Below are 16,752 nucleotides of genomic sequence, written 5' to 3'. Positions count from 1 at the left end.
GTCCTGGCGGGCCTCTTGCCTACGCCCGGGTGACATCAGCTCCTCCTCGGCCGTGCGCGTCGCGCAGGCGCTCGGCATGTTCCTGCAGCGAACGGACGCCGACGTGGCCGCCGGTGATGGCCTCCACGCCCTGGACGGCCGCGGCCAGGCCCTGGACGGTGGTCACGCACGGGACACCGCGCAGCACCGCCGCCGTGCGGATCTCGTAGCCGTCCAGCCGTGGCCCGGATTGGCCGGGGCTGCCGAACGGAGTATTGACGATGAGGTCCACCTCGCCGTCGAGGACGCGCCGCACGATGGTGGGTTCGCCGTCGGGTCCAGGACCGTCGCTGTGCTTGCGCACGATCTTGGCATGCACGCCGTTGCGGCGCAGGACCTCCGCGGTCCCCTCCGTGGCAAGAATCTCAAAGCCCAGGTCAGCCAGCCGCTTGACGGGGAACACCATGTGCCGTTTGTCGCGGTTCGCCACCGAGACGAACGCGCGGCCCTTCGTGGGCAGCGACGCGCCGTAGGCGCCCTGCTGCGACTTGGCGTAGGCGGTGCCGAACACCTCGTCGATGCCCATGACCTCGCCCGTGGAGCGCATCTCCGGCCCGAGGACGGTGTCGACGCCGTGGCCCTCGGCGTTGCGGAACCGGTCGAAGGGCAGCACCGCCTCCTTGACCGCGATCGGCGCGTCCAGCGGCAGCGACCCGCCGTCGCCGCTCTCCGGCAGCAGGCCCTCCGCGCGCAGCTCGGCGATCGTCGCGCCCATCATCACGCGGGCCGCGGCCTTCGCCAGCGGGACGGCCGTCGCCTTGGAGACGAACGGGACGGTGCGGGACGCGCGCGGGTTGGCCTCCAGCACGTACAGGACGCCCGCCGAGAGGGCGTACTGGACGTTCATGAGCCCGCGCACGCCGATGCCGCGCGCCAGCGCCTCGGTGGACTCGCGGATGCGGCGCACGTCCTCGCGCCCGAGGGTGATCGGCGGCAGCGCGCACGCCGAGTCGCCGGAGTGGATCCCGGCCTCCTCGATGTGCTCCATGACGCCGCCCAGGTACAGCTCCTCGCCGTCGAAGATCGCGTCCACGTCGATCTCGATGGCCTCGTCCAGGAACCGGTCGATCAGCACCGGGTGCTCGGGCAGCGCGCCCGTGCCCAGCGCGACCGTGGCCTTGGCCATGTACTTGGACATGTACGACTCCAGCGTGGCGTCGTCGTACACGATCTCCATGCCGCGCCCGCCCAGGACGTAGGACGGCCGTACCAGCACCGGGTAGCCGACCTCGGCGGCGATCTCGCGGGCCTCCTGGTAGGTGGTGGCGGTGCCGTGCTTGGGCGCCGGCAGGCCCGCGCGGTGCAGGACCCGCCCGAACGCGCCGCGCTCCTCGGCCAGGTGGATGCTTTCGGGGGACGTGCCGACGATGGGGACGCCCGCGTCCTTGAGCCTCTGGGCCAGGCCGAGAGGGGTCTGCCCGCCGAGCTGGACGATCACCCCGGCGACCTCGCCGGTGCGCTGCTCGGCGTGCACCACCTCCAGCACGTCCTCCAGGGTCAGCGGCTCGAAGTACAGCCGGTCCGAGGTGTCGTAGTCGGTGGACACCGTCTCGGGGTTGCAGTTGACCATGACGGTCTCGTAGCCGGCCTCGGCGAGGGTGAACGAGGCGTGCACGCAGGAGTAGTCGAACTCCACGCCCTGCCCGATCCGGTTCGGCCCGGACCCCAGGATGATCACCTTGGGCCTGGTGCCGTACGGGACCTCGGTCTCCTCGTCGTAGGCCGAGTACAGGTAGGGCGTGCGGGCCTCGAACTCGGCGGCGCACGTGTCGACGGTGAGGTACACCGGGCGGATGCCGAGCGCGTGCCGCAGCTCCCGGACCACCTCTTCGGACAGGCCGCGCAGCTCGCCGATCTGGGCGTCGGAGAACCCGTGCCGCTTGGCGCGCAGCAGCTTGTCGCGGGTGAGGGCGTCGTCGGCGGTGCGGATCTCCTCGGCGATCTCGTTGATCGCGACGATCTGGTCGAGGAACCACGGGTCGATGCCGGTGGCCTCGTACACCTCCTGGACGGACGCGCCCGCCCACAGGGCCCGCTGGACGGCGCGGATCCGGCCGTCGTGGGGCCTGCCCGCCCGTTCCAGCCAGGTGGCCCTGTCGCCGGGGCCGCCCTTCCAGGAGAACGAGGAGCCCTTCTGCTCCAGCGAGCGGAGCGCCTTCTGCAGGGCCTCGGTGAAGTTGCGGCCGATCGCCATCGCCTCGCCCACCGACTTCATGTGGGTGGTGAGGGTGGTGTCGGCGCCGGGGAACTTCTCGAACGCGAACCTCGGCACCTTGACCACCACGTAGTCGAGGGTCGGCTCGAACGACGCCGGGGTCTCGGCGGTGATGTCGTTGGGGATCTCGTCGAGGGTGTAGCCGACCGCCAGCCTCGCCGCGATCTTGGCGATCGGGAAGCCGGTCGCCTTGGACGCCAGCGCCGACGAGCGCGACACCCGCGGGTTCATCTCGATCACGATCATGCGGCCGGTGCCGGGCTGCACGGCGAACTGGATGTTGCAGCCGCCGGTGTCCACCCCGACCTCGCGGATCACCGCGATGGCCACGTCCCGCATGTTCTGGTACTCGCGGTCGGTCAGCGTCATCGCCGGGGCCACGGTGATCGAGTCGCCGGTGTGCACGCCCATCGGGTCCAGGTTCTCGATGGAGCAGACGATCACCACGTTGTCGGCGCGGTCGCGCATGACCTCCAGCTCGTACTCCTTCCAGCCGAGGATCGACTCCTCCAGGAGCACCTCGCCGGTCGGGGACGCGTCCAGCCCGGCGCCCGCGATGCGGCGCAGGGCGTCCTCGTCGTGGGCGAACCCGGACCCGGCGCCGCCCATCGTGAACGAGGGCCGCACCACCACCGGGTAGCCCAGCTCGGCGGCGGCCTCCAGCACCTCGTCCATCGAGCGGCAGATGCGCGAGCGCGCGGACTCGGCGTTCAGGCCGTGCTCGGCGGCGACCTTGGCGACGACCTCCTTGAACCGCTCCCGGTCCTCCCCCGCCTGGATCGCCTGGACGTCGGCGCCGATCAGCTCGACGCCGTACCGCTCCAGCACGCCGCTCTCGTACAGGGCGATCGCGGTGTTCAGCGCGGTCTGGCCGCCCAGCGTGGGCAGCAGCGCGTCCGGCCGCTCCCTGGCGATGATCTTCTCGACCACCTCCGGGGTGATCGGCTCGACATAGGTGGCGTCGGCGAACTCCGGATCGGTCATGATCGTCGCGGGGTTGCTGTTGACCAGCACCACCCGCAGGCCCTCGGCCTTGAGCACCCGGCACGCCTGGGTGCCCGAGTAGTCGAACTCGCATGCCTGGCCGATCACGATCGGCCCGGAGCCGATCACCAGCACGGACTCCAGATCCCTGCGGCGCGGCATTACCGCGGCCCCTTTCCCTGCATGAGGTCGCAGAAGCGGTCGAACAGCCCGGAGGCGTCGTGCGGTCCCGCCGCGGCCTCGGGGTGGTACTGGACGCTGAACGCCGGGCGGTCGAGCAGCCGCAGCCCCTCGACGCAGCCGTCGTTCAGGTTGACGTGGCTGACCTCGGCCCGCCCGTACGGGGTGTCGAACGGCCCGTCGGCGGGCGCGTCCACCGCGAACCCGTGGTTGTGCGCGGACACGTCGACCTTGCCGGTCGTGCGGTCCTTGACGGGCTGGTTGATGCCGCGGTGCCCGAACCTCAGCTTGTAGGTGCCCAGGCCGAGCGCGCGCCCGAAGATCTGGTTGCCGAAGCAGATCCCGAAGAACGGCGTGCCGGCGTCCAGGACCCCGCGCAGCGCGTCCACCGCGTAGTCGGCGACGGCCGGGTCGCCGGGGCCGTTGGAGAAGAACACCCCGTCCGGTCCTATGGCCAGGATGTCGGCGGCCGTGCTGGTCGCGGGCAGCACGTGCACCTCGCAGCCCCGCTGCGCCATCCGGTACGGGGTCATCGACTTGATGCCCAGGTCGACGGCCGCGACCGTGAACCGCTTCTCGCCGTGGGCTTCGACCACGTACGGCTCCGGGGTGGACACGTCCCGGGCGAGGTCGGCGCCCTCCATCGACGGGCTGGCCAGCACCTTTTCCAGTAGCTCCCGTTCGGGAGCCGCGGCGGCGGGGCCGCTGAAGATCCCGGCGCGCATCGCGCCGCGGTCGCGCAGATGCCGGGTGAGCGCCCGGGTGCCGGTGATCGCGATGCCCACGACGCCCTGCTCGCGCAGCGCCGACCCCAGCGATCCGGTCGCGCGCCAGCTCGACGCCACGCGCGCGGGCTCGCGCACCACGTATCCGGCGACCTGGATGCGGCGCGACTCGGGGTCCTCCTCGTTCACGCCGGTGTTGCCGATGTGCGGGGCGGTCATCGCCACGATCTGCCGGGCGTACGAGGGGTCGGTCAAGGTCTCCTGGTAGCCGGTCATCCCGGTGTTGAACACCATCTCCCCGAAGGTCTCGCCCTCGGCCCCGTACGCGGCGCCGCGGAAGACCCGCCCGTCTTCGAGGATGAGAACCGCCGTGCTCACCGGCTCGTCCCGTCCGCCGGCGCTCGGCCGGTCACTCACGACGTTCACTGAAGCCTTCCTTCCAGGACGGTGGGCCTGCCGCGCAGGAACGTGGCCACGACGCGGCCGGGCAGTTCCATCCCGGCGTACGGGGTGTTGCGGCTCTTGGAGGTCATGCCCATCGGGTCGACGACGCGGCGCGGCGACGGGTCGTACAGGGTGATGTTGGCGGGCTCGCCGGGCTCCAGCGGACGGCCCTGGCCGGACAGCCGCCCGATGCCGGCCGGGCGGTGGGACATGCGGTCGGCGACCCCGGCCCAGTCGAGCAGGCCGGTGGCGACCATCGCCTCATGCACCACCGACAGCGCCGTCTCCAGGCCGATCATGCCCATGGCGGCCACCGCCCACTCGGTCTCCTTGGCCTCGACCGGGTGCGGGGCGTGGTCGGTGGCGACGCAGTCGATGGTGCCGTCGGCCAGCGCGTCGCGGAGGGCGGCCACGTCCTCGGCGGTGCGCAGCGGCGGGTTGACCTTGTAGAGGGGGTCGTAGCTCTCCGCGCGGGCGTCGGTCAGCAGCAGGTGGTGCGGGGTCACCTCGGCGGTGACCTGCCAGCCCTTGCTCTTGGCCCAGCGGATGATCTCCACCGAGCCGGCCGTGGACACATGGCAGACGTGCAGGCGGGACCCCACGTGCTGGGCCAGCAGCACGTCCCGCGCGATGATCGCCTCCTCGGCCACCGCGGGCCAGCCGCCCAGGCCGAGCCTGGCCGACACCTCGCCCTCGTTCATCTGCGCGCCCTCGGTCAGCCGCGGCTCCTGCGCGTGCTGGGCCACCACGCCGTCGAACGCCTTCACGTACTCCAGCGCCCGCCGCATGATCACCGCGTCCGCGACGCAGTGGCCGTCGTCGGAGAACACCCGCACCCCCGCGGGCGAGTCGGCCATCGCGCCCAGCTCGGCGAGCTGCTCGCCCTTGATGCCCCGGGTGACCGCGCCGACCGGCCGCACCTCGCAGTACCCGGCCTCGCGTCCCAGCCGCCACACCTGCTCGACCACGCCCGCGGTGTCGGCGACGGGGTCGGTGTTGGCCATCGCGTGCACGGCGGTGAACCCGCCCATCGCGGCGGCGCGGGTGCCCGACTCGACGGTCTCGGCGTCCTCCCGCCCCGGCTCGCGCAGGTGGGTGTGCAGGTCGACCAGGCCGGGCAGCGCGATCAGCCCCTCGGCCCGGACGATCTCCGCCCCGGCCGCGTCGAGGTTCCGGCCGGTCTCGGCGATCCGCCCGTCCCGGACGAGCAGGTCCCGCGGCTCGCCGCCGAGGATCCGGGCGTCCTTGATGACGAAGCGGGCGGTCATCGGGCGGCCTCCTTGCCGATCGCGGGTTCCGAGCCTCCGAGGAGGAGGTAGAGGACGGCCATGCGGGCGAAGACGCCGTTGGCGACCTGCTCGACGATGGTGGACCTGACCGAGTCGGCGACCTCGGCGGCGATCTCGACGCCGCGGTTCATCGGCCCGGGGTGCATGACGATGGCGTGGTCGGGGAGCTGCGCCATGCGGTCGCCGTCCAGCCCGTAGCGGCGGCTGTACTCGCGGACGGTCGGGAAGTAGGCGGCGTTCATCCGCTCCGCCTGGACGCGCAGCATCATCACCACGTCGCTCTTGGGCAGCACCGCGTCCAGGTCGTACGACACGGCGCACGGCCAGGTGCCGACCGCGACCGGCAGCAGCGTCGGCGGGGCGACCAGGGTGACGTCGGCGCCGAGGGTGTGCAGCAGCAGCACGTTGGAGCGCGCCACCCGGCTGTGCAGCACGTCCCCCACGATCGTGACCTTGCGGCCCTCCAGGGCGCCCAGGCGGCGCCGCATGGTGAACGCGTCGAGCAGCGCCTGCGTGGGGTGCTCGTGCGTGCCGTCGCCGGCGTTGACCACGCTGCCGCGCACCCAGCCCGCCAGCCGGTGCGGCGCGCCGGACGCGCCGTGCCGGATGACCACGCCGTCGGCGCCCATCGCCTCCAGGGTGAGCGCGGTGTCCTTCAGGCTCTCGCCCTTGGACACGCTCGACCCCTTCGCGGAGAAGTTGATCACGTCGGCGGACAGCCGCTTGGCCGCCGCCTCGAAGGAGATCCGGGTCCTGGTGGAGTCCTCGAAGAACAGGTTCACCACGGTACGGCCGCGCAGCGTCGGCAGCTTCTTGACGGTGGACCGCCCCGAGACCTGCGCCAGCTCCTCGGCGGTGTCCAGGACCAGCAGGGCGTCGTCCCTGCTCAGGTCGGCGGCCGAGATCAGGTGCCGGTTCATCGGCGCCCCCTCCCGTCGCTCCGGGTGGACGGCCCCCCGCTATGGGCGGGCCCGAGCGTGACGGCGTCGCGGTCGTCGTTCTCGGTCAGCAGCACCTTCACGGTCTCCCGTTTGGACGTGGGCAGGTTCTTGCCCACGTAGTCGGCGCGGATCGGCAGCTCGCGGTGGCCGCGGTCGACCAGGACGGCGAGCTGGACGGCGCGCGGCCTGCCCAGGTCGTTCAGGGCGTCCAGCGCGGCCCGCACGGTGCGGCCGGAGAACAGCACGTCGTCGACCAGCACCACGATCCGGTCGTCCACGCCCTCGGGCGGCATCTCGGTGCGGCCCAGCGCGCGGGCGGGCTTCAACCGCAGATCGTCGCGGTACATGGTCACGTCGAGCGAGCCCCACGGCACGCGGCGCCCCTCGACCTCCTCCAGCTTGGCGGCCAGCCTGCGGGCCAGCGTGACGCCGCGGGTCTGGATGCCCAGCAGGACGACGTCGCCGCCGCCCTTGGTGCGTTCGAGGATCTCGTGCGCGATGCGGGTGAGCGCACGCCGGATGTCGGGGCCTTCGAGAACCGATTTGTGGCCGGCGCCCGGAGATGTCACGGGCGTGGTCTCGGGCCGCGTTTCGGGCGGCCGCTCCGGTCTGGAGGCAGCATTCACCGCCGGAACCTCCTTTCCCGCCTCACGGGACGGGCATTAAAGGACGTTGTGTCGCACTCACGGTAGCAGTCCGCGATCCCTGCCCTTCACCGGGCCTTGCGGCGTCTTGCCTGGTGAGAGTGGTCACATAGGGTTCACCATGGGCGCCGCCACGGCGTGTCCCGGCGCCGTGCGGGACGGTTCGCAGGCCCCGGGGCGGGGCGCGCCCCGGGGAGGTTCGCCGCGATCCGGACGGACCGAAGGGAGACCTGCGGATTCGACCGCTTTTTTCCAATCAGCTTGACCTGGGGCCGTCGCCGTTTTACCGTCACTGTCCGTAACCATCCCTGGAGACAGTGCTTCGAGGCCGTCACAGGCTGAAAAGAGCTGGCTCCCCCCGGGTACGCCCGGGGCCCGACGACAACCGAAAGTGAGCCTGGGGGCCGCAAATGCCGTCTGAATACGCAAAGGCTCTCGGTGCGCGACTGCGCGCCATCCGCACCCAGCAAGGACTGTCCCTGCACGGTGTGGAAGAGAAGTCCCGTGGCCGCTGGAAGGCCGTCGTCGTGGGTTCGTACGAGCGGGGCGACCGCGCCGTCACCGTTCAGAAGCTGGCCGAACTCGCCGATTTCTATGGCGTGCCGGTCTCCGAGTTGCTGCCCGGCGGTGCCGCGCCGAGCCCGCTCGGGCCAACGCCGAAACTCGTGATCGACCTCGAGCGGCTCCAGCAGCTTCCGAAGGACAAGGCCGGTCCCCTCGCCCGCTACGCCGCGACGATCCAGAGCCAGCGGGGCGACTACAACGGAAAGGTTCTGTCCATCCGCCAGGAGGACCTGCGCTCGCTCGCGGTCATCTACGACAAGTCCCCGACCGAGCTCACCGAAGAGCTCATCACCTGGGGCGTCCTGGACCCCGAGGCGCGCCGCGCCGTCGAGTCCTTCTGACCCCCCCATCCCCCCCGGCCAGGGCCGATCGGACCGTTCCGGTCGGCCTTCTTCAGGCCACACCGCGGGGCCCCGCGCACACCGATGCGCGGGGCCCCGCGGGCGTTTCCGGCCATGTCCAGAACGTCATGTCCTGCGGGCTGCGCCGGTCCTGGCGGACCCGGCCGTGACCGGCTCCCCGTGGGCGGGGCTCTCCAGGGACACCTCCGGGAGGAGGCGGCCCAGGGGCCGCGGCAGCCACCAGGCGCGCCGGCCCAGCAGCCCCATGACGGCCGGGACGATCAGGCAGCGGATGACCACGGCGTCCAGCAGGATCGCCACGGCGAGGCCCAGCCCGAACTGCTGCAGCATCCGGCTCGGGCTCAGGACGAACGCGGCGAACACCACGATCATGATGAGCCCGGCCGCGGTGATCACCTGGCCGGTCGAGGCCAGCCCCTCCCGCACGGCCGCGGACGGGTCCCGGGTGCGCGCCCACTCCTCGTGGATCCGCGACAGCAGGAACACCTCGTAGTCCATGGACAGGCCGAACACGATCGCGAAGATCATCACGGGGATGAACGCCTCGATGGGGCCTCCCGGCACCCCGAACCACCCGTGCTGGAACACCAGGGTGATCGCGCCGAGCGCCGCCGCGATGCTGAGCAGGTTGAGCAGCGCCGCCTTGACCGGGATCAGCACCGAGCGGAACGCGACCAGGAGCAGCAGCGCCGACAGCACCACCACGATCGCCACGAACACGGGCAGCCGGCCGCTCACCGTGTCGGAGAAGTCCTGCGCGGCGGCCGTCGGCCCGCCGACCAGATAGCCCTCCGGCAGGACGTCGTCACGCAGGGTGTGGACGAGGTCGGCGGTCCGCGGCGCCTGCGGGGCCGAGTCCGGGAACACCAGGACGGTGAACAGCCGGCCGTCCCGGGACGGGATCGGCGGCGTGGCGGCGGCGACGCCCTCGGTCCCCGACAGGACGCCCTGGATACGGCGTCCCTCCGCCATGCCGCCCTCCGCCACGACGACCAGCGGGCCGTTGAAGCCGGGGCCGAACCCCTCGGCGAGCAGGTCGTACGCCTTGCGGGTGGTGGACGAGGCGGGGTCGTTGCCGGCGTCGGCGAAGCCCAGGCGCATGCCCAGCGCGGGAGCCGACAGGGCGAGCAGCGCCAGCACGGCCACCAGCAGCGGCACGACAGGGCGGCGCTGCACGGCCGTGGCCAGCCGCCGCCAGCGGACGCCCGGCTCCCGCCCGCGCGCCGCCGCGCGCCCGGCCCGCTTGCGGACCCGCCGCTCGATCCGTCCGCCGAAGACGCCCAGCAGCGCGGGCAGCAGGAGCAGCGAGGCGAGCATCGTCACCAGCACGGTCAGCGCCACGGCGAGCGCCACGCCCCGCAGCGACCCGAGCCCCAGCGCCACCAGCCCCAGCAGCGCGATGACCACCGTGCAGGCGGCGATGGTCACGGTGCGTCCCGCCGCGTCCAGCGCCCGTACCGTCGCCTCCCGCGGCCGTGCGCCCTCGAGCAGCTCGTGCCGGTACCGGTAGAACACCAGCAGCGCGTAGTCGACGCCGACGCCCAGCCCCACCAGCATCATGATCGGCGGGGTGAAGTCGGCGATCGTCGCGACCCGCGAGGCCAGCACGATCAGCCCCATCGCCGAGCCCACCGCGAACAACGCGGTGACCAGCGGCAGCGCGGCGGCGATCAGCGAGCCGAACAGCAGCACCAGGACGACCAGTGCGGCCAGCATGCCCGCTCCCTCGGCCGCGCCGCCCTCCTCCTCCGCGCCGCGCGCCGCCTCACCGCCGACCTCCACCTGGACGCCCGGGGACGCGGCGGTCCGCGCGGCGCCGATGATGCGGACCACGTCCTCCCTCGGCACGCTCTCCGCCTTGGCCGTGAGGGTCACGGTGGCGTAGCCGATCGTCCCGTCGCGGGAGACGGCCTGCGCGTCGTCGTAGGGGGAACGGACGGCGGCCACGCTCGGCAGGCCGTCGATCCGGCCGAGGGCGGCGCGCACGTCCCGCTGGACGGCCGGCGCGCGCAGGCCGTCCCGTGCCTTGACCACCACCTGGAGGCTGTCGCCCGCCTGCCGCGCGCCGTGCTCGGCGAGCAGGTCGGAGGCGCGCTGCGACTGCGTGCCCGGCAGCGAGAAGTCGTTGCGGTAGTCGGCGCCGACCGCCTGCGACGCCGCCGTGACCCCCACCAGCACCAGGACCCAGATGCCCAGCGCCAGCCACCGGTGGCCGTACGACCATCCGGCGAGGCGCCCGAACAAGCCGGGTTTCTGCTGAGACGTCGTTGTCCGGGGTTTCGTATCGGTTGCGTACTGGTCCATGGCACCACCGTGGGGGAAGACCGGTCCGCTCCGGATCGGCCGCGGGTCCCCAGCTCGCTGCCGCGTTTGTTGCGCCCGGCGTGCCCGTTCTACGCCTCGTGTTGCGCCCACCCCGGCCCCACCAGGGCGCTCTCATACGCGAACACCACCAGGCCCGCCCGGTTCCGGACGCCCAGCTTCGCCATGACGCGGCTGACCGCGCTGCGGACGGTGGCCTGGCTGAGCGACAGCCGCCCCGCGATCTCGTCGTTCGCCAGGCCCTCCGCGACCAGCGTCACCAGCTCGCGTTCGCGCGGCGTCAGCGCGTTCACCCGGGGGTCGGCGGCGGGACGCGGCGCCCGCCCCGCGTACTGGGCGATCAGCCGCCGGGTCACCGACGGGCTGATCAGCGCGTCGCCGCGGGCCGCGACCCGCACCGCCCGGATCAGGTCCTCCGGGTCGGTGTCCTTCACCAGGAAGCCCGCCACCCCGGCGCGCATCGCCCCGTACACGAACTCGTCCATGTCGAAGGTGGTGAGGATGACGACGCGGACCGCGGGCAGCTCGGCCGCGATCCGCCGGGCGGCCTCCAGACCGTTCATCCCCGGCATCCGGATGTCCATGAGCACCACGTCGGGACGCTCCGCCCGCGCCGCCTCCACCGCCGCCGCCCCGTCCGCGACCTCCCCGACCACGGCGATGTCGTCCTCGTCGTCGAGCAGGGCGCGGAACCCGGCGCGCACCAGCGCCTGGTCCTCGGCGAGCAGGACACGGATCATGGGGCGGCACCATAGGGCAGCCGCGCCCGCACCCGGAAGCCGCCGCCCGGCAGGGGCCCGGCCGCCAGGTCCCCGCCCAGCGCCCGCGCGCGTTCCCGCATGCCCCGGATCCCGTCCCCGCCACCGTGGGACGTGGCCTCCGCGCCGCGCCCGTCGTCCTCGACCTCAAGGCGCAGCTCGCCCGTCTCGTAGGCGATCGTCACCCGTACCGTGCGCGCGGCGGCGTGCCGGGTCACATTGGTGATCGACTCCTGGAGGATCCGGTACGCCGCCAGGTCGACACCGGCCGGCAGCTCCCGCGGCTCGCCCTGCGTCACCACGTCCACTGTGAGGGACGCCAGCTCCGCGTACCGCTCCAGCTCCTCCAGGCGGGCCAGGCCGCTCGCCGGCGCCGTCGGCTCCGCCTCGTCCACCTGGCGCAGGACGCCCAGGGTCGACCGCAGCTCGCGCAGCGTGTCCCGGCTCGCCTCCTTGATCACCTTGAGCGCGGTCCCGGCCTGGTCCGGGTCGCGACCCATGCGGTGCAACGCGGTGCCCGCCTGCACGTTGATCATCGACAGGTGGTGGCCGACCACGTCGTGCAGCTCCCGGGCGATCCGCAGCCGCTCCTCCGCCTGGCGGCGCCGCGCGTCCGCCTCCACCCGCCGCACCGCCGCCTGCGCGTATCGCTGCCTCCCGTGCCGGACCGCGCCCAGCGCCACCATCGCCACCACCCAGCCGCCCAGCATGAACAGCGTGATCCCGTTGAACTCCGAGTTGCCCGCCAGCGTCCCCAGGCCGGTCTCGACCAGCAGCGCCGCGCCCAGCGCCGCCGCCGTGGCCGTACGCCCGGCAGCGGCCACCGCGTACAGGAGCACCATCACCACGACCAGCAGCGGCCCGTCCACAGGGCTCAGCACGTAGAACACCATGGACGCCGTTAACGCGTACGCGCACGCCGCCACCGGGTACCGCCGCCACAGGAAGAGCGCCCCGCACACGCTGAGCACCAGCGCCCAGTCCAGCAGCACCCGCGGCCACGGCTGCGCGGGCGTCCTCACCGCCGAGACGGCCGTGGCGGCCACCACCAGCGCCGTCACGCCCGCTGGGAAGACCATCCCTTCAGCTTAGGACCGCGTCCCGGGGTCAGCAGAGCCATCACCAGGACGGCGCCCATCACGCCCGCGCTGACCGCGAACCCCAGCGTGAACCCGCTCTCCGCGGCCCCCGACGCCGCCACGATCACCGCGCTCACCTGCGTCCCCACGGCGGCGCCGACCGTACGGGTCAGCGTGTTCACACCGGTCGCCAGCCCGGTCTCCCCGGCCGGCACCGCCGCCACCACCAGATTCGCCACCGCCGCGTACGCCAGCCCGATGCCCAGCCCCCGCACGACACTCCCCGTGTAGAGCTGCCCCATCGTCTCGTGCTCGAACGTCACGAACCCGTACCCGGCCGCGGTCAGCACCGCCCCCGCCACCAGGATGACCCGCGACCCCAGAACCCGGTGGAGCATCCCCGCCGTCAGCCCCGCCACCGTCATCGCCGCGCTCGACGGCAACTGAAGCAAGGCCGCCTGCGTCGCGGTCGCCCCGAACCCGAACCCGTTCTCCTCCGGAAGCTGCACCAGCAACGGGAACAGCAGCCCGCCCGACAACAGCGCGTACCCCGACAACAGCGAAGCGACGTTCGCCGTCCAGATCGCCCGCCGCCGCATCAACCGTAAGTCGACGAGCGGCCGCTCCACCCGCCTCTCCACAGCGAACCAGACGACCGCCAGCGCAGCGGCCGAGCACCCCAGCCCCACCGCCCCCCACCCCCAAGCCGTCGCCTGGGTGAGCGCCGCCAGCCCGATCGCGAGCCAGCCGGCGAACAGCACCCCACCCCACCAGTCGATCCGCACCACCGTCCCCCCGCCGACGTCCGGAACGATCCAATAGGCCGCCACCAGCCCCGGCACGAGCCCCATCACGGGCACCCACAGCAACCACCGCCACCCGAGCCCATCGATGATCGGCCCGGCCACGCACCACGACAGCCCGCCCCCGGCCCCCAGCATCGACGACATCAACCCCACGGCCGACGCCGTCCGGTCCGGCGGGAACACCTCCCGCACGATCGTGAACGCGAGCGGGAAGACACCCCCGCCCACCCCGGCGAGCACCCGCCCCACCAGCATCACGCCGAGCGTCCCCGCCGAAGCCGCCACCACCATCCCCGTGGCGGTCACCACGAGGACCACCAGCAGCACGGGCCGAGGCCCGTACATGTCCCCGAGCCGCCCCACCACAGGCGTGGCCACCCCGGCCGACAGCATCATCGCCGTCATCGCCCAGGCCGCCCCGGCCTCGGACGTCCCCAGCCCGTCCTTGATCAGCGGCAGCGCGGGCGCGATGACCGCCATCGCGAACGCGTAGGCCATGACCCCGAGAAAAGCGAGCAGCGGAACCAACCCGCGCCGCGCCCCAGGCCCCGCCAACACCCCTCCTCAAGCCACCCAAAGGCTCTCACACCCCCCGAACCCCGCCCCGGCACCTCAAAGACCGCACTTCGCCCAAACGATCTTCCCGCCTTCCATCGTCGGTCGCGTGCCCCACTCGTGAACGAGCCGGGACATCATCAACAGCCCCCGCCCCGAATCCGACTCGTGGTCCTCCGACCTCAGAACCGGCCGCCCCTCCCCCTGGTCCCAGACCTCGATCACCACCAGGCCATCCCGCTCGTCCCGGAACACCCGCACCACGATGAACCCCGCCCCATGCCGGTAGGCATTGGTCACCAGCTCGGTCACCACCACACGACCGACGTAGTCGTCCCGGACCCCCACTCACGAAACCGCTCGGCAACGAACCGCCGAGCCGACACGGGAGCACGCTCCGTGGGCTGAAGAACCAGCGTCGGGATCTCGGGTGCGTAGGCAACAGCCATCAGACCGCCCCCGTTGCCCACGACCCGACCATGGCCCCACCCACCGCAGGACACGGGAGAGCCGGCCCCCCGCCACCGCGCTCCGCCCCAGGACGGATCGCGATCACGTTCAGGACCGGCGCCCGCACTACGCCACAGGCCAGCCCGCGAGGGGCGGCGACAGCCGCATCCAACGGCGCACTCGCATATCTGAGGCGGTCAGGGTCTTCATTTTCGGCCGGGGACGCCCAGCAGCAGAACTGGGCGATGCCATCCACCGGCACGCGGAGTGGTGTCGCCTGCACGCGACCAAGATTGGCGCGACTCCCGCGGCCGGAGGGACAGGAATTCTGTCCCCTCTAAACCAGCATCCCTATGCGGTCCGCCAGATCCTGAGCACTGCGGCGCAAGTCGGATGGCCCTTGCGTCGCTTCCAAGACCATTCTCCGGGCATACCCGTTGTACCGGATGGTCTCTGGGGCGGACACGTATGCGGCGTCCAGCGTGGCAAGCACGGCAGACTGATCCCCGGCCAGTCGCCAGGCACGCGCCACCTCGATCAGATGACGGCCCTTCCGAGGTTGAGAGGGGATCGGAGCCCGTTCCGATCTCCTGGCCTGCTTGCGTGCCTCTCCACCTTGTCGCAGCTCGACCGCGACCGTGACCGCGTGCGCCCCCATGATCACCCGCGAGAACGAGGTCATCGGCTCGTAGTAGTTGTCAGGAAGTCGCCGCGCGATCTCGTCGGCCTTCTCCCACCAGTGCCAGGCGGTGCCCTTTTCCCCGGCGCGCGCGGCGGTATATGCCATTTCGTGGTGCAATGCCCCCCACATCGCGACCAAGCCGTCCTCCCCGCTGTCAACGTGTGGCTCAAGCATTTCCAAGCCCTCACGATTGACCGTCTCAGCGGCGTCGAAGTCGCCGTTGTCGCGGTGAGCCTGGGCGGCAAGCCATACGGCGCCGGCGAAGGAACGGGGGTCCTCGGATTCCTCGGCCGCCATCATGGACCGCTCGACCACCCGCCAGAGCAGGTCAGCGGACGGCTGGTAGGCCACGAAGAACTGCGTGAGGTGATAGACCTGCGCCAGAAGGGCGAGCGCACGTCGCCGTTCGTCACCCTCGTATGCTCGGGCGGCGTGCTTGGCGTCCCGGATCAGCTCCGGGAGGAGCCCGCCCAGGACCGTACGGTGATCGGGCGCCGAGTGCCGCGCACGCCATGCCGCGTCAAGCCGCGCCTGCAAGTGGTCCAGCGGGGCGGGCGTCCCCGCGACCGATACGGCCACGGCGTTGATCGCGTTCCGTACCGCTGGCAACGCCGCGTGCCCAGGGCCTCTGAACATGGTCGTGGGCATGGGCTGTCCCCCGACGAGCCTGCCGACGTCCCGGATCCTCAGCGCCTCGGCCAGGCTGATCAGCATGGGCAGCTTGGGCTGGTCGATCTCGCCGCGCTCGATCGCCTTGATCCATCGACCGTTCTTGCCGACCAGGCCGCCGAGCACTTCTCGGGACATGCCACGACGCTCGCGGAAGAAGCGAATCCGCTGCCCGACGGTCAGGCTGGGGTCAGCCGGGTCCGGTGTACGGTCATACATAGGCCCCGCACCTTTCTGATGCCTCGACGACTTCAGGCTACGGCGCAGGCTGCCTGATGCGCGCCGGTGACGTTGACAAGGACGCACGGCACATGGTGCAGCTCCTAGAGCGTTGCAGCCCTACCAGGACGCCCGTCGGTTGAGACGCACAGGGCACATACGGACCAGCACCGAAGACGAGCCGACCCGCGCCCTGTGCTAACCGGACGTAGGGCTCAACGTCAACGCGCCGAAGCACCGCAAACAACGTAGTTCCAAGCTCTGCGATCGCGTCCGAAGGCAGATTCGAGCGAAGCAAGAATCTGATCGCGGAGCGAGCCCCTGGGCGAGTCGGAGCGATGCAGCGATCGCCGCAGGCGCGACAAGCGACGAGCCGCCATTAGGCGAGGAGCGCAGCTCGTGCTTGCCAATGAACACAGTCGCACTCTCCTCAGCCCGTTGCCCCCAGCCCCGGACGGCGCCCGGGCGTTGCGATCGCGACCGAAGGCAGGGGCGAGCGCCAGCGAGACCCTGATCGCGCAGCGAGCCCCCAGGGCGAGTCGAAGCGATCCAGCGATCGCACGCGGTGCCGGAGAAGGAGGGCGCCCAGCGCCCGACGCCGCAGGCACCGCCAACAAACAGCGCACCCCCCTGAAGCAAAGCACACACCGCAACGACCTCAGCCCGTCACACCAGCCCCGAACGGTCGCCCAAGCGCTGCGATCGCGACCGAAGGCAGGGGCGAGCGCCAGCGAGACCCTGATCGCGCAGCGAGCCCCCAGGGCGAGTCGAAGCGATCCAGCGATCGCACGCGGTGCCGGAGAAGGAGGGCGCCCAGCGCCCGAG

Annotated in this window: 12 protein-coding genes; 1 reads left to right on the top strand and 11 read right to left on the bottom strand. The window is 72.0% G+C overall.

What is annotated here, in order from left to right:
- Positions 1-19: 19 nt before the first annotated feature.
- From carB to pyrR, 5 genes are read right to left on the bottom strand one after another with little or no spacing between them, the layout of a single operon-like run.
- Positions 20-3,400, bottom strand: coding sequence for a carbamoyl-phosphate synthase large subunit (gene carB / locus QSK21_RS04975; RefSeq protein WP_285694021.1), 3,381 nt, complete (start codon positions 3,398-3,400; stop codon positions 20-22).
- Positions 3,400-4,569: a glutamine-hydrolyzing carbamoyl-phosphate synthase small subunit gene (gene carA / locus QSK21_RS04970; RefSeq protein WP_285694020.1), complete on the bottom strand. Its 1,170-nt coding sequence runs from the start codon at positions 4,567-4,569 to the stop codon at positions 3,400-3,402. The genes carB and carA overlap by 1 nt, the downstream gene beginning before the upstream one ends.
- On the bottom strand, positions 4,566-5,855 hold the full coding sequence (locus QSK21_RS04965; protein ID WP_285694019.1) for a dihydroorotase: 1,290 nt from the start codon (positions 5,853-5,855) through the stop codon (positions 4,566-4,568). The genes carA and QSK21_RS04965 overlap by 4 nt, the downstream gene beginning before the upstream one ends.
- Complete coding sequence (locus tag QSK21_RS04960) at positions 5,852-6,796, bottom strand: aspartate carbamoyltransferase catalytic subunit (protein ID WP_285694018.1); 945 nt, start codon at positions 6,794-6,796, stop codon at positions 5,852-5,854. The genes QSK21_RS04965 and QSK21_RS04960 overlap by 4 nt, the downstream gene beginning before the upstream one ends.
- Positions 6,793-7,386, bottom strand: a complete 594-nt coding sequence (pyrR, locus tag QSK21_RS04955; protein ID WP_285694016.1) for a bifunctional pyr operon transcriptional regulator/uracil phosphoribosyltransferase PyrR — start codon at positions 7,384-7,386, stop codon at positions 6,793-6,795. Before pyrR ends, QSK21_RS04960 begins: the two co-directional genes overlap by 4 nt.
- Positions 7,387-7,871: 485 nt before the next feature.
- On the opposite strand from pyrR, the gene bldD reads away from it, so the two are divergent.
- Entirely contained in the window at positions 7,872-8,366 is a 495-nt protein-coding gene (gene bldD, locus QSK21_RS04950) for a transcriptional regulator BldD (protein ID WP_030145002.1), read from the top strand.
- Positions 8,367-8,492: 126 nt separating this feature from the next.
- On the opposite strand, the gene QSK21_RS04945 is transcribed toward bldD, so the two are convergent.
- The 6 genes from QSK21_RS04945 to QSK21_RS04920 all read right to left on the bottom strand — a co-directional run bounded on the left by QSK21_RS04945 (position 8,493) and on the right by QSK21_RS04920 (position 15,927).
- Entirely contained in the window at positions 8,493-10,631 is a 2,139-nt protein-coding gene (locus tag QSK21_RS04945) for an MMPL family transporter (protein ID WP_285694011.1), read from the bottom strand.
- Positions 10,632-10,780: 149 nt separating this feature from the next.
- The gene (locus QSK21_RS04940) at positions 10,781-11,449 is read right to left on the bottom strand and encodes a response regulator (RefSeq protein WP_285694009.1); all 669 of its coding nucleotides are present in this window, start codon (positions 11,447-11,449) and stop codon (positions 10,781-10,783) included.
- Positions 11,446-12,546, bottom strand: coding sequence for a sensor histidine kinase (locus tag QSK21_RS04935; protein ID WP_285694008.1), 1,101 nt, complete (start codon positions 12,544-12,546; stop codon positions 11,446-11,448). Before QSK21_RS04935 ends, QSK21_RS04940 begins: the two co-directional genes overlap by 4 nt.
- Positions 12,525-13,850 (bottom strand): MFS transporter, encoded by a 1,326-nt coding sequence (locus tag QSK21_RS04930; protein ID WP_285694007.1) that lies wholly within the window; start codon positions 13,848-13,850, stop codon positions 12,525-12,527. The genes QSK21_RS04935 and QSK21_RS04930 overlap by 22 nt, the downstream gene beginning before the upstream one ends.
- Positions 13,851-13,964: 114 nt before the next feature.
- A complete protein-coding gene (locus QSK21_RS04925) occupies positions 13,965-14,219 on the bottom strand; it encodes an ATP-binding protein (RefSeq protein ID WP_285694006.1) in 255 nt (84 codons plus the stop codon).
- A gap of 475 nt (positions 14,220-14,694) precedes the next feature.
- Positions 14,695-15,927, bottom strand: a complete 1,233-nt coding sequence (locus tag QSK21_RS04920; protein ID WP_285694005.1) for a helix-turn-helix domain-containing protein — start codon at positions 15,925-15,927, stop codon at positions 14,695-14,697.
- Between the last annotated feature and the right edge of the window lie 825 nt (positions 15,928-16,752).

It is taken from the genome of Actinomadura sp. NBRC 104412 (assembly GCF_030269515.1).
Classification (GTDB): Bacteria; Actinomycetota; Actinomycetes; order Streptosporangiales; family Streptosporangiaceae; genus Spirillospora.
The sequence above is the reverse complement of the archived record's forward strand: the minus strand, read 5'-3'. Positions and strand labels throughout refer to the sequence as shown.